Genomic DNA, 21,716 nt, shown 5'->3' on the forward strand with positions numbered 1-21,716 from the left:
CTTCAATGAATCAAGCAATTCGTGTGGGAACTTATGGAGCAGCTGATGTCGTCGATTAAGGAGGTGATCCAGCCGCAGGTTCCCCTACGGCTACCTTGTTACGACTTCACCCCAGTCATGAATCACACCGTGGTAACCGTCCTCCCGAAGGTTAGACTAGCTACTTCTGGTGCAACCCACTCCCATGGTGTGACGGGCGGTGTGTACAAGGCCCGGGAACGTATTCACCGCGACATTCTGATTCGCGATTACTAGCGATTCCGACTTCACGCAGTCGAGTTGCAGACTGCGATCCGGACTACGATCGGTTTTCTGGGATTAGCTCCACCTCGCGGCTTGGCAACCCTCTGTACCGACCATTGTAGCACGTGTGTAGCCCAGGCCGTAAGGGCCATGATGACTTGACGTCATCCCCACCTTCCTCCGGTTTGTCACCGGCAGTCTCCTTAGAGTGCCCACCATGACGTGCTGGTAACTAAGGACAAGGGTTGCGCTCGTTACGGGACTTAACCCAACATCTCACGACACGAGCTGACGACAGCCATGCAGCACCTGTCTCAATGTTCCCGAAGGCACTCCGCTATCTCTAGCAGATTCATTGGATGTCAAGGCCTGGTAAGGTTCTTCGCGTTGCTTCGAATTAAACCACATGCTCCACCGCTTGTGCGGGCCCCCGTCAATTCATTTGAGTTTTAACCTTGCGGCCGTACTCCCCAGGCGGTCAACTTAATGCGTTAGCTGCGCCACTAAGAGCTCAAGGCTCCCAACGGCTAGTTGACATCGTTTACGGCGTGGACTACCAGGGTATCTAATCCTGTTTGCTCCCCACGCTTTCGCACCTCAGTGTCAGTATCAGTCCAGGTGGTCGCCTTCGCCACTGGTGTTCCTTCCTATATCTACGCATTTCACCGCTACACAGGAAATTCCACCACCCTCTACCATACTCTAGCTCGACAGTTTTGAATGCAGTTCCCAGGTTGAGCCCGGGGATTTCACATCCAACTTAACGAACCACCTACGCGCGCTTTACGCCCAGTAATTCCGATTAACGCTTGCACCCTCTGTATTACCGCGGCTGCTGGCACAGAGTTAGCCGGTGCTTATTCTGTCGGTAACGTCAAAACACTTACGTATTAGGTAAATGCCCTTCCTCCCAACTTAAAGTGCTTTACAATCCGAAGACCTTCTTCACACACGCGGCATGGCTGGATCAGGCTTTCGCCCATTGTCCAATATTCCCCACTGCTGCCTCCCGTAGGAGTCTGGACCGTGTCTCAGTTCCAGTGTGACTGATCATCCTCTCAGACCAGTTACGGATCGTCGCCTTGGTGAGCCATTACCTCACCAACTAGCTAATCCGACCTAGGCTCATCTGATAGCGCAAGGCCCGAAGGTCCCCTGCTTTCTCCCGTAGGACGTATGCGGTATTAGCGTCCGTTTCCGAGCGTTATCCCCCACTACCAGGCAGATTCCTAGGCATTACTCACCCGTCCGCCGCTCGCCACCAGGTACAAGTACCCGTGCTGCCGCTCGACTTGCATGTGTTAGGCCTGCCGCCAGCGTTCAATCTGAGCCATGATCAAACTCTTCAGTTCAAACATCTTTGGGTTTTTAAGAAACCCTAAACTTGGCTCAGCAATCGTTGGTTACATCTTTGATTTCTCGCGGAGTAACTTGTGATGCTGATAATCTTGTTGACTATCAGTCTGACTCCACAAGCACCCACACGAATTGCTTGATTCAGTTGTTAAAGAGCGGTTGGTTAAGATCTTTCGTCTCAACCGAGGCGCGCATTCTACAGCAGCCCCTGTTACTGTCAAGCGGTTATTTTAAGAAGTTTTCAAAGTTTCCTCTGCAACTTCAACCACTTGCACTTCCGATCTCTCGTTAGCGGGAGGCGAATTCTACAGCGTTACTCGCTGCTGTCAACACCTCTTTTACACCGCTTTCGACCGAGAAGATCGAACCGTTAAAAGAGCCAAACAACCCCGCTCTTTCAACTCCTTCTGGGCTTCGATGACCTGAAGCAACTCACTGTCGAAAACTACGTAACTCATTGTTTGCCAAGGAGTTTACCGTTTCGACTGCGCCGGAAGTGGGGCGAATTATAGACGTCCAGAATCTGCCGTCAACCCTTAATTGCGCTTTTCTATCAATCACTTGTAGAAAGCCGGAAACAGCCCGCTCCCCTCTATATCGGAGAGCAAAACCAATCCTTCTATATAGAAGGACAGGCGATCCTGATTCCTGTATTTGCCTCGCGGCACAATCCTCAAGCGAGCCATGCGCGACGCCGCGATCTATCAAGACTGGCGGTGTAGTGGTCAACTAATCCCGGACACGACGTTAAGTTTTTCTTCCGCGCGAGCTGGCGCCAGCCCATCGTTGAATTGATAGGGTCGAATCCAGTTGTACCGATGCATCAAGAAATGGCTGATATCGCGTTGGGCTTCTTGAGCAGTTCTGTAAACCGTGGTCGGTATCCATTCAGTTTTCAAGCTGCGGAACACGCGCTCCATCGGCGCGTTGTCCCAGCAATTTCCCCGGCGACTCATGCTCTGGCGCATTCGATAACGCCACAGCCGCTGGCGAAATAAACGACTCGCATACTGTGACCCTTGATCCGAGTGAAACAGCAGGCCCTGAGGCCTTCCTCGTTGCTCGTAAGCCATGTCCAGCGCCTTGATAACCAGCTCGGCATCCGGCTTTTCCGACAGCGCCCAGCCCACCACCCGGCGAGCGCAAAGATCCAGCACGACTGCCAGATAGTGCCATTTCCCCTGGGCCCAAATGTAGGTGATGTCGCCGCACCACACCTGGTTGGGTGCCGAGACATCGAACTCCCGATTCAAGATGTTCGGGATATCCAACCGTTCAACCGTCGCTCGTTTATAGGCATGAGAACCTGGCTGTTTGCTGACGAGGTCAAGCTCACGCATCAAGCTGCGCACTTTGAACCGACCGAGTTGCTCACCATCGTCACGCATCAACGAGAGGATGCTACGGCTACCGGCAGCACTGCGACTTTGTGAAAATAACTCGCTCACCCGGCTGCGCAACCGAAGCCGTTCGACATCCGGCGTTCGGTGCTTGAGGCGGTGGGCGTAATAACTTGATCGATTGATCTCAAACACTTTGCACAGCCAATCAATCGGCTCATGGACGCTCAGCTGATTGATCAGCGCGTACGCTCGTGATCTTCCGACATCAAGAGCGCGGTAGCCTTTTTTAATATCGATTTTTCCCGTTCAAGGCGGGTAATTCGGGCTTCCAACTCCTGAATTTTTTGCTGTTCCGGTGTCAGCGCTTTGCTCTGCGGGGTGACTCCTTGGCGTTCCTGCTGAACTTGGTCGACCCAGCGGCGTAGTGCCGACTCGCCGACGCCGAGTGAGCGGCTGGCTTCGATGTAGCTGTAGTTTTGCTTGAGCACGAGGTCGGCAGCCTCGCGTTTGAATTCAGCAGAAAAGAAACGGCGTTGTTTGGTCATCTGACACCTCGATCTGGCGAGCATTCTCGCCTAAATGGGTGTCCGGTTTCATTAGACCACTACACTATCGCTACCGCCGACCAACCGACGGGAAGTGGTTTCCGTTCGGTGCCGACCGCATAAAAGCGATCGACGCCGCGAAGCAGTTGAATCTGGAGTTTATGCGCGGTGCCGACCTGGTCGGCGCGGTGCTGAACAACGCCTCAGAAACATTCGCCGGCTTCCTCGACAAGTACGAAGCCGACGTGTTGCCACCTCGCGAGCTGGCCAAGGGAACCCTGGGCTTGTACGCCGTACACTTTCGGCGCTTTCGCAAGCAGTTCGAGGGGAAGGCAGTGGACCAGATCACGATCCGCATGATCGCGGAAATGCTGGACGCTCTCACCCCGCGCACGGCGAACCAGTGTCGCGCGCTGCTGACCGACATATTCAACCACGCTGCAGCCAAGGGCCTGTGCCCGGACAACCCCGCGGCGAGTACGATCAATCGCATCGAGAAGAAACTGCGCAAGCGCCACACCGTCGAGGGGCTCAAAGCCATCAGGGAGAAGTCGCCTGAGTGGTTGAAGAGCGCAATCGACCTGGCATTGATCACCGCCCAACGTCGCACCGATATCCTCGACATGCGCTTCGATGGAGTTCGGGAAGGATTTCTATATGTCGTCCAGAAGAAAACGGCCAAGGCCAGCGATGCTGCATGGATACGCTTTCGAGTGACGCCAGAGTTGCAGGCGGTCATCAGCCGGTGCCGTGACAATGTCGCCTCGCCGTACCTGGTCCACCGCAAGCCCGATCGTAAAAAGCAAAAGCAGGCGGAGACCAAGGCTCACTGGACGAAGGTTGAAGAGAGGTATTTGACTCGAGCATTCAAGGACGCCCGGGAAGCGGCAGAATGTTACAAGGGGTGGAAGGAAGAAGAGATGCCGGGCTTCCATGAAGTCAGAGCGCTGTCACTGCACCTGTACAAGAAAGCCGGTAAGGATGGGCAGAAGATCGCCGGTCACGCCAGCGAAGAGATGACGAAAAACTATCAGAAGGAGCACGACGAAGTGATCTGGTCCGATGCGATTCCGGACCTGAATATCAGCGAAATCACTGGGTAGTTTTGCGCCAGTTTTGCGCGGGTTTTGCGCAAGTCTGAAACGAGAAAGGGGATCAAGCCGCTAAGTGCTTGATCCCCTTACGAAATATGGTCGGGACGGAGTGATTCGAACACTCGACCCCTAGCACCCCATGCTAGTGCGCTACCGGACTGCGCTACGCCCCGACTAGGCGTGAATCTCGTTCCTCATCTCGAAGAACGCTCAAGAATATATCGCAAGCTTTTGAAAACTGAAAGTATTCAATCGCATGAGTTTATTTCTTGAGCACCACCAGCACATCTTCCAATTCGGCAATCATCTGTCGAATCATCTGCTTGTATTGAGTGGTATCGTCTTTGGCTTCATCGCCGGACAAGCGCAAACGTGCGCCGCCGATAGTGAACCCTTGATCGTAAAGAAGTGCGCGGATCTGCCGGATCATCAGCACGTCTTGTCGCTGATAATACCGGCGGTTTCCGCGGCGTTTGACGGGGTTGAGTTGAGGAAACTCCTGCTCCCAATAGCGCAGCACGTGCGGTTTTACGGCACACAGCTCGCTGACTTCACCGATAGTGAAGTAGCGTTTGCCTGGGATGACGGGTAGCTCGTCGTTATGACTTGGTTCCAGCATAAGCCTCAACTCGGGCCTTCAACTTCTGCCCTGGACGAAAGGTGACCACACGGCGAGCAGTGATCGGGATTTCTTCACCCGTTTTCGGATTGCGGCCAGGCCGCTGGCGTTTGTCCCGAAGGTCAAAATTGCCGAAACCGGACAATTTGACTTGTTCGTTGTCTTCAAGAGCGTGCCTGATTTCTTCAAAAAACAGTTCGACCAATTCCTTGGCTTCCCGTTTATTCAGGCCCAGCTCTTCATACAGACGTTCCGCCATCTCAGCTTTCGTCAGAGCCCCCATACGTCACTTCCTTAACGTGGCGTTCAACCTTTGTTCGAGCGAGGTGAGGATGTTTTGCGTCGTGGTATTCACCTCATCGTCATTAAGAGTGCGCGATGGATGCTGCCAGGTCAAGCCGACTGCAAGGCTTTTTCTATCAGGATCAATGCCTTTACCCTGATATACGTCAAATAGCCTGAGGTCTGTCAGCCATTCGCCTGCATTTTCACGGATTACGTCCAGTACGGCACTGGATGCAACGTCCTTGGCCGCAATCAGTGCCAGGTCACGACGCACTTCAGGAAAGCGCGATAACTCCTGGAATTTAGGCATTTTACCCCATGCCACTTCAGCCAGAACCAGCTCGAAAACGAAGACCGGACGGTCGAGACCGAGGGTTTTCGACAATTCTGGGTGAATAGCGCCGACGAAACCGACCAAGCGGCCTTCACGCTCGATGCGCGCGGTTTGACCCGGGTGCAGCGCTGGGTGTTTGCCCGGCACGAAGGTGAATGAATCCAGCGCACCGGCGAAGCCCAACACCGCTTCCACGTCAGCTTTGACGTCGAAGAAGTCCACGACATCGCGACCTTGTGCCCAGCCTTCCGGCAGGCGGCTACCGCAAACAACACCCGCCAGCATCGGCTCTTGCTTCAGGCCTTCCAGCTGACCGACGAAACGCAGGCCACTTTCGAACAAACGAACACGATCCTGCTGACGGTTCAGGTTGTGCTGAAGTGCCTTGACCAGACCAGGCCACAGGGACGAGCGCATGGCGGCCATGTCGTTCGAAATAGGGTTGGCCAACAACAGCGGTTCGACACCTGGATTAAACAGCTCGAATTGTTTCGGATCGATGAAACTGTAGGTGATCGCTTCCTGATAGCCACGGGCTACCAGCAGACGGCGCAGCTCAGGCAAATCGCTACGCGCTTCAGCCTTGGCTTGCGGCGCCAGACGAGCTTGCGGGTAGCGAACCGGTAGACGGTTGTAACCGTACAGACGGGCCAGCTCTTCGATCAGATCAACTTCCAGACTGATGTCGAAGCGATGGCTTGGCACTTCAACGCGCCACTGCCCCGCCCCATCGGCAGAAATCTTCAGGCCCAAGCCGCTGAGCAGTCGCTCGACTTCGGCCGAATCCATTTCCATACCCAGCATCTGGGTGATGCGTTGCGCACGCAGGGTAACCGGCGCAATCGACGGTAAATGCTGCTCGCTGACGGTTTCGATAATCGGGCCGGCTTCGCCGCCAGTGATTTCCAGCAGCAGGCCAGTGGCGCGCTCCATGGCTTCACGGGCCAGCTGCCAGTCCACGCCACGCTCGTAGCGGTGCGACGCGTCGGTATGCAGGCCGTAGGAACGAGCTTTGCCAGCAACAGCAATCTGGTCGAAGAACGCGCTTTCCAGGAATACGTCGCGAGTGGTCGCGGTGTTGACACCGCTGTGCTCACCGCCCATGACGCCGGCGATAGCCAAGGCGCGGGTGTGGTCGGCAATCACCAGCGTATCGCTACGCAGGCTGACTTCCTGACCGTCGAGCAGAACCAGCTTCTCGCCTTCTTCGGCCATGCGTACGCGGATGCCGCCATTGATTTCGGCGAGATCGAACGCGTGCAGCGGTTGACCCAGTTCCAGCATCACGTAGTTGGTGATGTCGACGGCAGCGTCAATGCTCCGCACGTCGGAACGACGCAGACGCTCGACCATCCACAGCGGCGTTGGCTTGGACAGGTCGACGTTACGGATCACCCGACCGAGGTAACGCGGGCAAGCGGCGGGCGCCAGCACTTCGACCGAGCGCACTTCGTCGTGCACGGCTGGAACGGTAGCAACGACCGGACGGGTGACTTCGGCGGCGTACAGCGCGCCCACTTCGCGGGCCAGACCGGCCAGGGACAGGCAGTCGCCGCGGTTCGGGGTAAGATCGACCTCGATGCTGGCGTCGTCCAGGCGCAGGTACTCACGAATGTCCTGACCCACCGGCGCATCGGCCGGCAATTCCATCAGGCCGTCGTTGCCTTCGCCGACTTGCAGTTCGGCCTGAGAGCACAGCATGCCGTTGGATTCAACGCCGCGCAGCTTGGCTTTCTTGATTTTGAAGTCGCCCGGCAGTTCGGCACCGATCATGGCGAACGGGATCTTCAGGCCCGGGCGCACGTTTGGTGCACCGCATACTACCTGGAAGGTCTCCGAGCCATTGCTGACCTGGCAAACGCGCAGCTTGTCAGCGTCCGGGTGCTGCTCGGTGCTCAGCACCTCGCCCACGACCACGCCATTGAATTCACCGGCGGCCAGCGTAACGCTATCGACCTCAAGACCGGCCATCGACAGACGAGCAACCAGCTCGTCGCGACTTACCTGCGGGCTTACCCAGCCACGCAGCCATTGTTCACTGAATTTCATCCTGCTCTCCTAAGAATTCGTTACGACTAGCGAAATTGCGCGAGGAACCGCAAGTCGTTGTCGAAGAACAGACGCAAGTCGTTCACGCCGTAACGCAGCATGGCTAGACGCTCAACGCCCATGCCGAAGGCAAAGCCCGAAAACTCTTCCGGGTCGATCCCGGACATGCGCAGCACGTTCGGGTGAACCATGCCGCAGCCCATCACTTCCAGCCAGCCCGTCTGCTTGCAGACACGGCAGCCTTTACCGCTGCACATCACGCATTCCATGTCGACTTCAGCGGATGGCTCGGTGAACGGGAAGTAGGAAGGACGGAATCGCACGGCCAGTTCTTTTTCGAAGAACACGCGCAGGAACTCTTCGATGGTGCCTTTCAGGTCGGCGAAGTTGATGTCGCGATCGACCAGCAGGCCTTCGACCTGGTGGAACATCGGCGAGTGGGTGATATCGGAATCGCTACGGTACACACGGCCCGGGCAGACGATGCGGATCGGCGGCTGTTTCGATTCCATGGTGCGGACCTGTACCGGCGAGGTATGGGTGCGCAACAACATGTTGGCATTGAAATAGAAGGTGTCGTGCATCGACCGGGCCGGGTGATGGCCTGGGATGTTGAGCGCTTCGAAGTTGTGGTAGTCGTCTTCGACCTCAGGGCCTTCGGCGATGCCGTAGCCGATGTGGGTGAAGAACTGTTCGATACGTTCCAGAGTGCGGGTAACCGGATGCAGACCACCCGAGGTCTGGCCACGGCCAGGCAGGGTCACGTCAATGGACTCGGCGGAGAGTTTGGCGGCTAGATCCGCCTCTTCAAACAATACCTTGCGCGCATTGAGAACCTCTGTGACACGCTCCTTGGCAACGTTGATCAAAGCACCGACTTGCGGACGCTCTTCTGCCGGCAAATTCCCCAGGGTCTTCATCACCTGAGTCAATTCGCCCTTTTTGCCAAGGTAGTGAACCCGGATTTGCTCCAGGGCATTGATATCTTCAGCGCTTTGCACAGCCTCTAGTGCTTGAGAGACGAGCGCATCCAGGTTTTCCATGTACAGACTCCAGATACAAAATAGGGGAAGAGCTTGAAGGCTCTTCCCCTATTTATGACGTTTAACACCTGGCCCCACAGAGGTGAGGCTGGGTGACTGTCGGGGGTACTTAAGCCAAGGTGGCTTTAGCTTTCTCGACAATCGCAGCAAACGCCGCTTTTTCGTTCACTGCCAGATCAGCCAGAACCTTACGGTCGATCTCGATGGACGCTTTTTTCAGGCCGGCGATGAAACGGCTGTAGGACAGACCGTTAATACGTGCACCAGCGTTGATACGAGCGATCCACAGAGCGCGGAACTGACGTTTTTTCTGACGACGGTCACGGTAGGCGTATTGGCCTGCCTTGATTACCGCTTGCTTGGCAACACGGAACACGCGCGAACGAGCGCCGTAGTAGCCTTTGGCAAGTTTCAGAATTTTTTTGTGACGTTTACGGGCAACGACGCCACGCTTTACACGAGCCATGAGTTACTTCCTCTATTCTTGACTAAATTAACGAAGGCGCAGCATGCGCTCGACTTTTGCCACGTCACACGGTGCCAGCAAGCTGCTACCGCGCAGTTGACGCTTACGCTTGGTCGACATTTTAGTCAGGATGTGGCTCTTGAAAGCGTGCTTGTGCTTGATACCGTTAGCAGTTTTCAGAAACCGCTTAGCAGCACCACTTTTAGTTTTCATTTTTGGCATGTTCGGATACTCCGCATTCAGTTGATAAACATAATCAGAAGGCCTGCCGTGCCCTATTGATTACTTCTTCTTTTTCGGGGCGATGACCATGATCAGCTGGCGTCCTTCCATCTTAGGATGCTGTTCGACCGAACCGTACTCGAGCAAGTCACCTTCAACTCGCTTGAGGAGTTCCATCCCCAGCTCCTGGTGGGCCATCTCACGGCCGCGGAATCGCAAAGATACCTTGGCCCTGTCCCCATCACTCAGGAAACGTACCAGGTTGCGCAGTTTTACCTGGTAATCCCCTTCCTCCGTCCCTGGACGAAACTTGATTTCTTTAACCTGAATCTGCTTCTGGTTTTTCTTGGCCGCGGCAACCTGCTTCTTCTTCTCGAAGATCGATTTGCCGTAGTCCATCAGTTTGCAAACAGGGGGTACTGCATCGGCGGAAATTTCCACCAAATCCAGTTTGGCCTCTTCAGCCTTAAGAAGCGCGTCTTCAATTGACACAATCCCAAGCTGTTCACCTTCAGCCCCAATTAACCGAACCTCGCGTGCCGAGATATTCTCGTTGATCGGGGCTTTCGGTGCAGCTCGTTTATCTTGTCTCATTTCACGCTTAATAGTAATTACTCCGAATCTGGGCGACCACGCCGGGAAACCGCTTGCGCGAGAAACTCAGCGAACTGGGCGACGGGCATCGAGCCCAGGTCAGCACCTTCACGAGTACGCACAGCGACAGTCTGCATCTCGACTTCCCGATCTCCAATAACCAAGAGATAAGGAACCTTGAGCAAAGTATGCTCGCGGATTTTAAAGCCGATCTTTTCATTTCTCAAGTCAGACTTGGCACGAAATCCGCTTTCATTGAGAATTTTTTCAACCTCAGCGGCAAAATCGGCCTGTTTATCTGTGATGTTCATGATCACTGCCTGGGTCGGAGCCAGCCACGCAGGGAATGCACCCTCGTAGTGCTCGATCAGGATTCCGACGAAACGTTCGAAGGAGCCGAGGATCGCCCGGTGCAACATCACCGGGTGCTTGCGACTGTTGTCTTCGGAGACGTATTCGGCTCCCAGACGGACAGGCAGGTTAAAATCGAGCTGCAGGGTACCACACTGCCAGACGCGGCCGAGGCAATCTTTCAGCGAGAACTCGATCTTCGGACCGTAGAAAGCACCCTCGCCCGGTTGCAGATCGTATGGCAGGCCAGCGCTATCAAGGGCTGCAGCCAATGCAGCTTCGGCGCGATCCCACAGCTCGTCGGAACCGACACGTTTTTCCGGACGAGTGGACAGCTTCATTTCGACTTCTTTGAAGCCGAAGTCGGCGTAGACGTCCATGGTCAGCTTGATGAATGCTGCGGATTCGGCCTGCATCTGCTCTTCGGTGCAGAAGATGTGGGCATCGTCCTGAGTGAACGCACGCACACGCATGATGCCGTGCAGCGCCCCCGATGGCTCATTGCGGTGGCAGGCACCGAATTCGGCCAGACGCATCGGCAACTCGCGGTAGCTTTTCAAGCCCTGATTGAACACTTGCACGTGGCAAGGGCAGTTCATCGGCTTGATGGCATAGTCGCGGTTTTCCGACTGAGTGGTGAACATGTTGTCGGCGTAGTTGGCCCAGTGCCCGGATTTCTCCCAGAGGCTGCGGTCAACGACCTGCGGAGTCTTGATCTCCAGATAGCCGTTGTCGCGCTGAACCTTGCGCATGTACTGCTCAAGCACTTGATACAGAGTCCAGCCGTTCGGGTGCCAGAACACCATGCCCGGCGACTCTTCCTGGGTGTGGAACAGGCCCAGACGCTTGCCGATCTTACGGTGATCGCGTTTTTCAGCTTCTTCGATGCGCTGGATATAAGCCGCCAACTGCTTTTTGTCGGCCCATGCGGTGCCATAAACGCGCTGCAATTGCTCGTTCTTGGCATCACCACGCCAGTAGGCGCCGGACAACTTGGTCAACTTGAAGGATTTCAGGAAGCGCGTGTTCGGTACGTGCGGACCGCGGCACATGTCGACGTATTCTTCGTGATAGTACAGACCCATGGCCTGTTCGTTCGGCATGTCCTCGACCAGGCGCAGCTTGTAGTCTTCACCACGGGCCTTGAACACTTCGATCACTTCGGCGCGCGGAGTGACTTTCTTGATCACGTCGTAATCTTTTTCGATCAGCTGCAGCATGCGCTGTTCGATGGCGGCCAGATCGTCCGGGGTGAAAGGACGTTCGAAGGCGATGTCGTAATAGAAGCCTTCGTCGATGACCGGACCGATGACCATTTTGGCCGCCGGGTACAGCTGCTTGACCGCATGGCCAACCAGGTGGGCGCAAGAGTGGCGAATGATCTCCAGCCCCTCTTCATCCTTTGGCGTAATGATTTGCAGCGTAGCGTCGCTGTCGATGATATCGCTGGCGTCAACCAGCTTGCCATCGACCTTGCCGGCCACAGTGGCTTTGGCCAGACCGGCACCAATGGATGCGGCGACCTCAGCTACGGAAACCGGATGATCGAATGAACGTTGACTGCCGTCGGGAAGAGTAATAGTTGGCATGGCGCCTCCTCTCCTAGTGGTGACCCCTACCAAAGGTCACGTGGGTTGGGATGAGCCAGTACAAGATCCGATTCCAGGCCATTCAATAACGAACGCCTGCCTTACAGCGGCAGGAGCCTTGCGGCCAACCGGAAAACCGAACCAGAGTGACTGGGATTCAAATCAGGGTTATTCGCGCTGTTGCCGCCACCGGGACTGAAGGTCATCCGGAGCTTGCAAACGCCCGAGCGGGGCATGCTAGCACAGATGAACGGTCGTCGATGCAACGACGCTTTGTGCTGGGGCAAATCATTCAATTTATGCCAGAGTGCTGAACTTGAACCCCGCTTTACCCCTCAGATAACAAGACATTGACCCACAAGGAGCATCCCAGCATGCATCTGAATCGTTTGTTCGCAGTAGTCGCCCCCATCGTTCTGCTGCTGCCATTGGCCGCCCACGCCGATTGGCCGAAGGGCGAGCGCGATAAATACATGGCTCAGTGCACAGAAGCGGCCACCCCGCAGATCGGTGCTGCCGCAGCGAAGGCTCACTGCGCATGCGGAGCCGATTCGATCAAGTCTTACCCGGCGGCTGATATTCAAGCATTGATGGACAACAAGGCCAGTCCAGACTTGCAACAGAAAGCACTGGGCCAGATAGCCAAATGCAAGGCCAATGTACCGGCGAAAAAGTGAGAAAAAAGTCCTTTTGACTCGGCTCAACGCTGATAAAAAGTGATGTATTTGAGCTTTTTCGTACAATTTATGCAGGTTTTACAGGTTTTTTTATTGTCTTTACTTTTGGTTGAAAGCCTTTTAAAACGGGGCTTGCAGCCAAACAAAGCAGCAAACGGAACGCGACTGCAGGGCAAACAGCGCGTCCGGGGGGCTCCCAAAGCGAACATTTCGACTATGATACCCCGGTGTGCCCAGTTGGCCTGAGCAGCACAGCACTACTGAAAATATATGTTTCTTGGAGATACACCATGTCTAATCGCCAAACCGGCACCGTTAAATGGTTCAACGATGAAAAAGGCTTCGGCTTCATCACTCCTCAAGGTGGCGGTGACGACCTGTTCGTACACTTCAAAGCTATCGAAAGCGACGGTTTCAAAAGCCTGAAAGAAGGCCAAACCGTTTCCTTCGTGGCTGAGAAAGGCCAAAAGGGTATGCAAGCTGCACAAGTCCGCGCTGAGTAATTTTCAGCCGCACTAAAAAAACCCCGTCCATGTGACGGGGTTTTTTATGGGCGAAACAAAAGCCTGAGTGATCAGCCGCAGTTGACGCGGATCACAATCCGACTGGCATCGGTGTTCAGGTTCAGCCGATCGGAACGGTACTCCAGAGTCACCATGTCGGTGGGCAAGAGGAACCGCGCATTCTGCGCGCCTGCGCGGGTACGCGCCTGCTCCAGCAGTTCAGGCGAAGCCTTTTTGCCGATGGTGAATTCGGCAGCCTTGGCTTCACATCGGCTGTGACCCGTATCAGTCGTCGTGACAGGGTCTGTTGTCGACTCGGTGGAGGTAGTGCTACAACCGGCCAGCACGGCAACGGCCAACAAAGTACCCAATGACGCGAGCTTCCAAGGCATGAAGCCTCCTTTTTTCAATAGTTAAGCTGAGATCGTGCGACAGCCAATCTGGCGTTTCGTTTCACATGGAGTACTAGCACCCCGCCCTCGATCTGGACACGCGGCGAGTTTGCCTGAGCATTCCCTGCCGTTCATCTCGCAATCGTGACTGAATATGAACAGCGCTCAATAGACGTCAATGTAGTCGAACGGTGGATTCGGCCAATTTTCCTTGAGCGCATTGAAAATCTGCATCACCCAGACTTCGTCGCTGGCCGCGACCAATCCTACATAACCGGAACCCTTGGCCCACGTCTCCAGACGAAACAGAAGCCTGCTGGTATCAGTGCCGCCCACTACCCCTGACGAAATGTAGGCGATGCCGCCCTTGGACACCCGCAATTGAGTGTGCTCATCGTCGCTGGCGGAAGCCAGCAGCTGACGCACAGCCTCAAGGGTCAAGCCGTCAGGAACGTTTAAATCGATCTGCACAGCACAGTCCTTGTAAATTCGTCAAAGACCAAGTGTCGCATAGCCCTCCCCTCATGCCTAAGTCGGAGTGTCAAAAGCCGCGCAAAATGGTTAACTCGACACTCAGACTTTCCCGACTTCACGAGCGCCATCATGACCACCGTAAGCATCGACGCCGACATCAAAGCCAAGTGGCCACAGGGCCACAGCTCTTACAGCCCGGGCAGCCCTGAAGAGTTGGCAATCATTGGCATCGATCTATTGGTCAAGGAGCTCGGGACGCAAGCCGCCCAGACATTCATCGCACAAATATTCGAGAAGTACCCCCTCAACTATAGGGGCCTGACAGATAGCGAGTGAACGTAAAACCCGCAGGCTGACACCTGCGGGTGTATGGCTTACTTCAGACGAGCCAGACGCTCGGTCAACAGGTCAAAGAAGCCCTGGGCGTCACCACTTTCAACCCAGAAGGCATTCTTCGGCGCTTTAAGGCCGTCATACCAGTCGACGATGGTTTGGCCGAACGTCGGGCCTTCGCGGCTATCAACGACCACATTGACCGAACGACCAGTGAATAGCTCAGGCTTGAGCAGGTAGGCGACGACGGTTGCGTCATGCACCGGACCACCCGGAATACCGTAGTGCTCCATGTCGCCTTTGACGTATTCGTTGAGAATATCGCCTACCAACTTGCTGGCATTGTTGTTGATTGCCGCGATCTGCTTCAAGCGCGCTTCGCTGGTGAGGATCTTGTGGGTCACGTCCAGCGGCAGATAGGTCAGCTTCACGCCACTTTTCAGCACCACTTCCGCAGCCTGCGGGTCAGCGAACAGGTTGAACTCGGCCACCGGAGTGATGTTGCCACCATTGAAGTGCGCACCGCCCATGATCACCACTTCCTTGATGCCCTGAACGATTTCAGGCTCCTGGATCAGCGCCAGGGCCAGATTGGTCTGCGGACCCAGCATGGCAATGGTGATGCTATGGGGCTTGGCGGCTTTCAAGGTATCGATCAGGTAATTGACCGCACTGCCTTCGGCCAGGCCTTTCTTTGGCTCATGTACGGTGACGCCCGACAGACCTTCCTTGCCATGGATGTTCTCGGCATAAATCGGCGTACGCATCAGCGGCTTTGGCGCACCCGCGTAGACTGGCACCTCCTCGCGCCCCGCCCACTCGCGGGCCAGCCGCGCATTACGCGAAGTCTTGTCCAGACGCACATTGCCGGCGACGGTGGTCAGCGCACGAATGTTCAGCTCTTCCGGCGACGCCAGGGCAAACAGCAAGGCGACCACGTCGTCGGCACCCGGATCGGTGTCGATGATCAAGTCGATTTTTTCCGCCGCCTGGGCGCTTGTTGCGGTAATCAGGGACAAAAGCAGCAAACTCCGGAGCAGGTGGTGCAGTTTCTGAGCATAGCGGTGCATAGCGCACTCCTTGTGCGTGGGACAGCAGAAAGACAACAGCGAGTTAGAACGTGACCCCCGCCACCAGCACGATGTTGCAATACGGCTGACATTCGCCTGTACGAACAATCGCCCGCGCCTGCCGACTGAGGACTTTGAATTGGTCATGACTGAGCAGCTCACGCTGACCTAGCGCACCTTCAGCATTCAGCTCATCGAGCGTCGCCAACGCCGAAGGTTTCTTGTCCAGGATCTCCTGGGCCAGCACATGGCTCTCGACCTGCATTTCGCTGAGCACAACCTTCAACGTACTGACGAAATCCGGGATGCCATGGGTCAGGGCCAGGTCGATCAGTTCAACGCCTGGCGGCACCGGCAGACCGGCGTCGCCGATCACCACCCTGTCGCCATGGCCCAGGGATGCAATCAGCCGCGACAGCGCGACGTTGAGCAAAGGTGTCTTTTTCATGGTGTTTTAAAGGCCTGTACGTCGGACAAGGTGGGGATCGAGGGTTGGGCGCCAGCACGGGTCACCGACAGCGCCGCGGCGACCTGACCGAAACGGATCGCTTCGGCTTCGCTTTTGCCCGCCGCCAGTGCTGCGGCGAAACCACCGACGAAGGTGTCGCCAGCCGCCGTGGTATCGACAGCTTTCACCTTCGGCGCAGGGAAATGCTCGAAGCTTTTGCCGTCGGCAAACAGCGAACCCTGAGCACCCAGGGTGATGATGACTTTTCCGGCGCCCATGGCGATCAACCGGTTCGCGGCGGTTTCGGCAGATGCCAGAGAATCCACTGGCAAACCACTCAGGGCCGAGGCCTCGCTTTCGTTGGGAATCAGGTAATCGATGGACGCGTACCAGTCCGCCGGCAGCGGGCGGCTGGCCGGTGCCGGATTGAGAATCACGGTCTTACCCAATTCACGGCCGCGCTTGAGCGCATGACCGACAGTGGCATCCGGCACTTCCAGCTGACAGATGATCACGTCGGCCGCCTGCAATACTGCAGCGAAACGGTCGATCACCGCTGGCGTCAGCGCGCCATTGGCACCGGCAACGATCACGATTGCGTTCTGGCTGTTGTCATCGACCACGATCAACGCTACGCCGCTGGAATCGTCGACGGTGCTGACCGCCTGGCAATCGATCTGTTCGACCAACAGCGCCCCGCGCAGTTCTTCGCCGTAGGCATCGCTGCCCACGCAACCGACCATTGATACCTGCGCCCCCAGCCTCGCCGCGGCAACCGCCTGATTCGCGCCCTTGCCACCGGAAACCGTGGCAAACGACTCGCCGATCAGCGTCTCACCGCCACGGGGCAGCCGTGACGCCCGGGTGACCAGGTCCATGTTCAGGCTGCCTATAACCACTACTTTTGCTGGCATACATCACTACTCATCAATTCTGTTTCGGCGGTGCTTTTGATTTAGCGGCTTTCCATTTCAACGGAACTGGGCGAACACGCCGGCCAGCGGCGCAGTCGACTCCCGCAGGACAATACTGGGCGTCACGATCCGTTGATCGGTGGCCATATCCGGTGTGGCGATTCTTCTTAAAAGCACTTCGGCTGCCATCTCACCGAGTTGCAGAATCGACTGCCCCACGGTGGTCAACGCCGGGTACACATAGCGGCTCATCTGAATATCGTCGAAGCCAATCACCGACAGCTCCGTCGGCACACGAATATTGCGCTCGGCCGCCGCTCGCAGCACACCGATGCCAATCATGTCGTTACCGGCGAAGATCGCGCTCGGCGGGTTCTTCTCCAGCAGGATCGCGGCGGCGTTGTAACCGCCGGTGCTGGTGAAGTCGCTTTCAAGCATGCGCTCGCGGGGCACTTCGACACCCGCCTCTTTCAGGGCACGGCAATAACCGGCCAGACGCATCTGCGCCACGCTGGTACTCGCCGGCCCACCAATGGTGGCGATGTCCCGATGCCCCAACTCCAAAAGGTGGCGAGTCGCCAGATAGGCGCCGTATTCGTGATCGATGCGCACCAGATCGGCATTGACACCTTCCAGTCCACGGTCAACGATCACCATCGGTGTACGCACGCCTGCCAGGCCTTCTGCCAACCCTGCATCACCGCCGGCCGAAGCGACGATCAGCCCGTCGATGCGTTTTTCCAGCAGTACGCGCAGGTAGCTGCGTTGCTTGTCCGGGTTGTCGTCGGAATTACAGAGGATCACGCAGTAGCCGTTACGCTCGCAGTAATCCTCAATGCCTCGCGCCAATTCGGCGAAGTACGGGTTGAGGCTGTTGGGCACCAGCAGACCGATGGTCGCCGTGGTTTTGGCCTTGAGGGACCGGGCCACGGCACTGGGCACGTAGTCGAGGGTTTTGATCGCGGCCTCGACCTTGACCCGTACCTCTTCACTGACCGGCCGGGTCTTGTTCACTACGTGGGAAACCGTGGTGTAGGAAATTCCCGCGAGCGCTGCCACATCCTTGATTGTTGCCATGACTCAGGTCCGCCGGCTTGCGCGCTGACTGCGATAGGTATCAAGCACCACCGCCACCACGATGACCGCGCCGGTAATGATGCGTTTGGTAGGTTCGGTCGCGCCAATCTGCGCCAGACCGGCCGCCAATACGGAAATGATCAAAACCCCGAAAAAAGTGCTGATGACGGAACCGCGCCCGCCCATCAGGCTGGTACCGCCGATCACCACCGCGGCGATCACTTGCAGTTCAAGCCCGGAGCCGGCATTCGGATCTGCCGCTTCCAGACGGGAAATCTGGAACAGCGCGGCAATACCGGCCAGCAATCCCATCAGACTGAACACCAGGATCTTGTAGGGCTTGGGATTGATTCCTGCCAGACGCACGGCTTCTTCGTTGGTGCCGATGCCGATCAGGTAACGCCCGAACACGGTGCGCGTCAGCACCGCCTGGGCAATGAAGATGATCAGCAAGGCAATGATGAACGACGGCGAGATGCCGAAGGCGATCGGGTTGGACAACCAGGCAAAGGCGTCACCGATATAGGCCGTGCGCGATCCGGTCATCTGATACGCCACGCCGCGGGCCATTTCCAATACGCCGAGGGACACGATGAACGACGGAATTCGCCACGCGACGGTGATCGAACCGGTGATCGTCCCGGCCAGTGCCGCCGCCGCCATTCCGAGCAGCGCCGCAGGCAGTACGCTCCAGCCCCAACCGAGAATGGCCACGCTGACCGTTGACGCCGCGAGCGCGAGCACCGAACCCACCGACAAATCGATGCCACCAATGATCAACACGAACGTCATGCCGACCGCCAGCACCATCAAGTCCGGAATCTGGTTGGCCAGGGTGCTGAAAGTGTCGTAGGACAGGAAATGGCTGCTCAGAACCGAGAACAGCGCGACCATTGCCAGCAAGGCACCGGCCAGGCCCAGATAGGTGCCGAGGCCGTAAAAGTTACCACTACGTTTGCCGGCAGACACTGCAGTATTCATGTGAGATCCCTAGGCGCTGCTTCATTGAGCAACGCATCACGTTTTTGGTAGCCGGCGAACGCCGCGGCAAGCAAATCATCCTGGGTCCAGCTATCGCGCTCAAAGGTGTCGATCAGACGCCCCGCCGAGAGCACGCCGATCCGGTCGCAGATCAACATCAGTTCACGCAGGTCGCTGGACACCACCACCAGCGCTTTGCCTTGACGGGTCAACTCGCCGAGCAAGGCATAGATGTCAAACTTGGCGCCGACGTCGATGCCACGCGTGGGCTCGTCGAACAACAACACTGAACAATCGCGCTCCAGCCAACGGCCAATCACGACTTTCTGCTGGTTGCCGCCGGAGAGTTCCGACACCAGTTGTGTCGGGCTGGAGCTGCGGATGCGCATGGCGTCGATCTGACGCTGGGCCAAGGCCATCTCGTCACCGTTGTTGACGAAGCCACCGCTGGAAATCACCGGCATGTTGCCCAAGGCAATATTGGCGCTGATCGATTGAGTCAGCAGCAGGCCTTCGCCCTTGCGGTCTTCGGTGATCAGGGCGATGCCATGACCGACCGCATCAGCCGGTGACCGGATACTGACAACCTGCGCCGGCGAACCGAGCGCAACAGTGCCGCTGTCTGCAATGTCAGCACCGAAAATCAGCCGCAGCAGCTCGGTGCGCCCTGCCCCGATCAAACCGGAGATCCCGTAGATCTCGCCGGCGCGTACTTCGAAGGATACATCGCGAACCTTGTCGGAACGGGTCAGCCCTTTGACCGTCAAGGCTGGAGCACCAATCTTGCGCGAGCCCATGTCGATGTGTTCGCCGAGTTCACGACCGACCATCAGCGTAACCAGTTGCTCGCTGTTGTAATTGGCCATCGGCTCGACGCAAACCAGGTTGCCATCGCGCAGGACCGCAATACGCTGGGCAACCCGCGCCAGCTCTTCGAGACGGTGCGAGATATAGATGATCGACACGCCGCGAGCTTGCAGACGAGTGATTTGCTCGAACAGCATCTCGACTTCGCGGCTCGTCAACATCGCGGTCGGTTCGTCGAGGATCAGCACGTGGCAATCGCCGATCAGGTTGCGGGCGATCTCCACCATTTGCTGGTGACCAATGCCCAATTCGCCCACCAGCGTGTCCGGGTCAATCGCGTCGAGGCCGACCTGGGCCATGGCTTCGATCGCAGCCTTGCGCAATTGCTTGCGACTGATCCAGCCGCCGTTGCTGGGCAGGTTATCGAGAAACAGGTTTTCCGCCACCGACAGGGTCGGCAACAGATTGAGTTCTTGCATCACCATTCGGATGCCCAGGTCTTCGGCCTGCGTGCGGCTGCCGGGGCGGTATTCCTGACCCTGGAATTGCATCTGGCCGGTGGTCGGTGTGACCAACCCGCCGATGATTTTCGACAAGGTGCTTTTGCCAGCGCCGTTTTCGCCGGTCAGCGCCAGCACTTCACCGCGCATCAGCGTCAGGTCGATGCCGGTCAGGACGGGTTGGGCGTAGGTCTTACCGATACCGCTGACCGAGAGGACAGCGTTCGGGGCGGAAACTGACATAAAAACTCTCCATGCGCTCGCCCCGACGGGCGAGCACCGTTGTGTCGCCAGAAGGACTACTGGGTGACCAGCTCTACCGGAGTTTCGATGACGCTATTGGCGCCGCTGTCGACTTTCTCACCTTTGATGATCTTCAGCGCAGTCTCGATGCCAAACACGGCTTGCCTGGCTGCAAACTGGTCAGCGGTGGCCAGGACACGGCCATCCTTGAGCATCGGCTTGATGGCGTTGATGTTGTCGTAACCGACCACTTGCACCTTGCCAGCCTTGCCCGCGGCGCGAACAGCGGAAACAGCGCCGACGGCCATGCTGTCGTTGCCGGCCAGCAGGGCTTTAACTTGCGGGTACTCGCTGAGGATCGAGGCAGCAACCTTGTTGCCCTTGTCGATTTCCCAATCGCCGGACTGTAAGGACACAACCTTGATCTGGGCTGCTTCCATCGCATCCTTGAAACCTGCGGTGCGCTGCTGGGCGTTGGTGGTGGTGGACACGCCTTCGATGATGCCGACTTCGTCACCGGCCTTCAGTTGCTTGGCCAGGTACTCGCCCACCAGACGCGCGCCTTTGCGGTTGTCCGGGCCTACGAACGGTACGGTGATGTTCTTGCTTTTGACGACCGCCGGGTCCAGCTGGTTGTCGATGTTGATCACGGTGATACCGGCATCGATGGCTTTCTTGATCACTGGAACCATGGCCTTGGAGTCAGCTGGCGCGATGACCAGCGCATTGACCTTGGCCAGAATCATTTGCTCGACGATGCGCGTCTGGCCAGCCGTGTCGGTTTCGTCTTTGATGCCGTTGGAGATCAGCTCGAAATCGCCGGAGTGGTCTTTCTGATAGGCCTTGGCGCCGTCTTCCATGGTCAGGAAGAATTCGTTGGCCAGGGATTTCATGACCAGCGCGACTTTTGGTTTTTCAGGGGGCTCGGCGAAGGCCGAAGAGACAGGCAACGCGGCGGATGCGGCAGCCAGCATAGCGACTGCGAGAAGACGTCCAGCGAATGGCAGCTTCATGGGTTCACTCCGATCTTATGATTATTGTGAGCAACGCTTGCGTTGGCGTAGGCTTCACTGCGCTCTCCAATGGATCAACCACCGGGAGTGCCGCGCAAACGTTTGCGTAGACCGAACTATGCGAACCCTGCCGGGATTTGTCAACGAGCAG

General features: G+C 56.9%; 22 protein-coding genes, 1 tRNA gene and 1 rRNA gene. 4 read left to right on the forward strand and 20 right to left on the reverse strand.

The window, feature by feature from the left end; translation table 11 throughout:
• Nucleotides 1-56: 56 nt before the first annotated feature.
• Both ACYZT3_RS18185 and ACYZT3_RS18190 read right to left on the reverse strand, forming a co-directional pair.
• Nucleotides 57-1,595, reverse strand: a 16S ribosomal RNA gene (locus ACYZT3_RS18185).
• Between the two features lie 729 nt (nt 1,596-2,324).
• Nucleotides 2,325-3,487 (reverse strand): IS3 family transposase gene (locus tag ACYZT3_RS18190; protein ID WP_462030420.1). Its coding sequence is split into 2 segments (ribosomal slippage): nt 2,325-3,232 and nt 3,232-3,487, totalling 1,164 coding nucleotides; the frame shifts between segments, so codons are not numbered across the junction.
• 38 nt (nt 3,488-3,525) lie between these two features.
• On the opposite strand from ACYZT3_RS18190, the gene ACYZT3_RS18195 reads away from it, so the two are divergent.
• Nucleotides 3,526-4,590 carry a tyrosine-type recombinase/integrase gene (locus ACYZT3_RS18195; protein WP_462030421.1) on the forward strand — a complete coding sequence of 355 codons (1,065 nt, stop codon included), beginning with the start codon at nt 3,526-3,528 and terminating at the stop codon, nt 4,588-4,590.
• Between the two features lie 87 nt (nt 4,591-4,677).
• Here the strand turns inward: ACYZT3_RS18195 and ACYZT3_RS18200 are convergent.
• From ACYZT3_RS18200 to thrS, 9 genes are all read right to left on the reverse strand, one after another.
• Nucleotides 4,678-4,754, reverse strand: a tRNA-Pro gene (locus ACYZT3_RS18200).
• Between the two features lie 89 nt (nt 4,755-4,843).
• Nucleotides 4,844-5,200 carry a MerR family transcriptional regulator gene (locus ACYZT3_RS18205; protein WP_003179985.1) on the reverse strand — a complete coding sequence of 119 codons (357 nt, stop codon included), beginning with the start codon at nt 5,198-5,200 and terminating at the stop codon, nt 4,844-4,846.
• The gene (ihfA, locus tag ACYZT3_RS18210) at nt 5,181-5,483 is read right to left on the reverse strand and encodes an integration host factor subunit alpha (RefSeq protein WP_002553164.1); all 303 of its coding nucleotides are present in this window, start codon (nt 5,481-5,483) and stop codon (nt 5,181-5,183) included. The genes ACYZT3_RS18205 and ihfA overlap by 20 nt, the downstream gene beginning before the upstream one ends.
• A 3-nt stretch (nt 5,484-5,486) precedes the next feature.
• Nucleotides 5,487-7,868 carry a phenylalanine--tRNA ligase subunit beta gene (pheT, locus tag ACYZT3_RS18215; protein ID WP_282376641.1) on the reverse strand — a complete coding sequence of 794 codons (2,382 nt, stop codon included), beginning with the start codon at nt 7,866-7,868 and terminating at the stop codon, nt 5,487-5,489.
• 26 nt (nt 7,869-7,894) lie between these two features.
• A complete protein-coding gene (gene pheS / locus ACYZT3_RS18220; RefSeq protein WP_462030422.1) occupies nt 7,895-8,911 on the reverse strand; it encodes a phenylalanine--tRNA ligase subunit alpha in 1,017 nt (338 codons plus the stop codon).
• A gap of 109 nt (nt 8,912-9,020) precedes the next feature.
• Nucleotides 9,021-9,377: a 50S ribosomal protein L20 gene (gene rplT, locus ACYZT3_RS18225; RefSeq protein ID WP_047275143.1), complete on the reverse strand. Its 357-nt coding sequence runs from the start codon at nt 9,375-9,377 to the stop codon at nt 9,021-9,023.
• Nucleotides 9,378-9,404: 27 nt separating this feature from the next.
• Nucleotides 9,405-9,599 carry a 50S ribosomal protein L35 gene (gene rpmI, locus ACYZT3_RS18230; protein WP_008145659.1) on the reverse strand — a complete coding sequence of 65 codons (195 nt, stop codon included), beginning with the start codon at nt 9,597-9,599 and terminating at the stop codon, nt 9,405-9,407.
• A gap of 60 nt (nt 9,600-9,659) precedes the next feature.
• A complete protein-coding gene (gene infC, locus ACYZT3_RS18235; protein WP_176469887.1) occupies nt 9,660-10,211 on the reverse strand; it encodes a translation initiation factor IF-3 in 552 nt (183 codons plus the stop codon).
• On the reverse strand, nt 10,211-12,133 hold the full coding sequence (thrS, locus tag ACYZT3_RS18240; RefSeq protein WP_462030423.1) for a threonine--tRNA ligase: 1,923 nt from the start codon (nt 12,131-12,133) through the stop codon (nt 10,211-10,213). Before thrS ends, infC begins: the two co-directional genes overlap by 1 nt.
• Nucleotides 12,134-12,507: 374 nt before the next feature.
• Here thrS and ACYZT3_RS18245 point away from each other — a divergent pair, with 374 nt between their 5' ends.
• Together ACYZT3_RS18245 and ACYZT3_RS18250 are read left to right on the forward strand one after the other, a co-directional pair.
• Nucleotides 12,508-12,810 (forward strand): hypothetical protein, encoded by a 303-nt coding sequence (locus tag ACYZT3_RS18245; RefSeq protein WP_282376638.1) that lies wholly within the window; start codon nt 12,508-12,510, stop codon nt 12,808-12,810.
• Between the two features lie 290 nt (nt 12,811-13,100).
• Nucleotides 13,101-13,313 carry a cold-shock protein gene (locus tag ACYZT3_RS18250; RefSeq protein ID WP_007905882.1) on the forward strand — a complete coding sequence of 71 codons (213 nt, stop codon included), beginning with the start codon at nt 13,101-13,103 and terminating at the stop codon, nt 13,311-13,313.
• A gap of 71 nt (nt 13,314-13,384) precedes the next feature.
• Here the strand turns inward: ACYZT3_RS18250 and ACYZT3_RS18255 are convergent, their stop codons facing one another.
• A complete protein-coding gene (locus ACYZT3_RS18255; protein ID WP_282376637.1) occupies nt 13,385-13,705 on the reverse strand; it encodes an I78 family peptidase inhibitor in 321 nt (106 codons plus the stop codon).
• A 165-nt stretch (nt 13,706-13,870) separates the two neighbouring features.
• Complete coding sequence (locus ACYZT3_RS18260; RefSeq protein WP_282376636.1) at nt 13,871-14,176, reverse strand: hypothetical protein; 306 nt, start codon at nt 14,174-14,176, stop codon at nt 13,871-13,873.
• Nucleotides 14,177-14,308: 132 nt separating this feature from the next.
• Here ACYZT3_RS18260 and ACYZT3_RS18265 point away from each other — a divergent pair, with 132 nt between their 5' ends.
• Nucleotides 14,309-14,515, forward strand: coding sequence for a hypothetical protein (locus tag ACYZT3_RS18265; protein ID WP_282376634.1), 207 nt, complete (start codon nt 14,309-14,311; stop codon nt 14,513-14,515).
• Between the two features lie 38 nt (nt 14,516-14,553).
• Here ACYZT3_RS18265 and ACYZT3_RS18270 read toward each other — a convergent pair whose 3' ends face one another.
• Genes ACYZT3_RS18270 through ACYZT3_RS18300 form a run of 7 tightly spaced genes read right to left on the reverse strand, consistent with a single transcriptional unit; the run spans nt 14,554 to nt 21,565 of the window.
• Nucleotides 14,554-15,582, reverse strand: a complete 1,029-nt coding sequence (locus ACYZT3_RS18270) for a nucleoside hydrolase (RefSeq protein WP_282376632.1) — start codon at nt 15,580-15,582, stop codon at nt 14,554-14,556.
• 43 nt (nt 15,583-15,625) lie between these two features.
• Entirely contained in the window at nt 15,626-16,030 is a 405-nt protein-coding gene (rbsD, locus tag ACYZT3_RS18275) for a D-ribose pyranase (RefSeq protein ID WP_462030424.1), read from the reverse strand.
• A complete protein-coding gene (rbsK, locus tag ACYZT3_RS18280) occupies nt 16,027-16,944 on the reverse strand; it encodes a ribokinase (protein ID WP_282376630.1) in 918 nt (305 codons plus the stop codon). The genes rbsD and rbsK overlap by 4 nt, the downstream gene beginning before the upstream one ends.
• A gap of 57 nt (nt 16,945-17,001) precedes the next feature.
• The gene (locus ACYZT3_RS18285) at nt 17,002-18,021 is read right to left on the reverse strand and encodes a LacI family DNA-binding transcriptional regulator (protein WP_461964687.1); all 1,020 of its coding nucleotides are present in this window, start codon (nt 18,019-18,021) and stop codon (nt 17,002-17,004) included.
• A 3-nt stretch (nt 18,022-18,024) separates the two neighbouring features.
• Nucleotides 18,025-19,002: an ABC transporter permease gene (locus ACYZT3_RS18290; RefSeq protein WP_282376628.1), complete on the reverse strand. Its 978-nt coding sequence runs from the start codon at nt 19,000-19,002 to the stop codon at nt 18,025-18,027.
• Nucleotides 18,999-20,552, reverse strand: coding sequence for a sugar ABC transporter ATP-binding protein (locus ACYZT3_RS18295; RefSeq protein ID WP_282376626.1), 1,554 nt, complete (start codon nt 20,550-20,552; stop codon nt 18,999-19,001). The genes ACYZT3_RS18290 and ACYZT3_RS18295 overlap by 4 nt, the downstream gene beginning before the upstream one ends.
• Nucleotides 20,553-20,608: 56 nt before the next feature.
• Complete coding sequence (locus tag ACYZT3_RS18300) at nt 20,609-21,565, reverse strand: sugar ABC transporter substrate-binding protein (protein WP_282376624.1); 957 nt, start codon at nt 21,563-21,565, stop codon at nt 20,609-20,611.
• Nucleotides 21,566-21,716: the final 151 nt, after the last annotated feature.

The sequence above is a fragment of the Pseudomonas sp. MDT1-16 genome, from assembly GCF_054898115.1.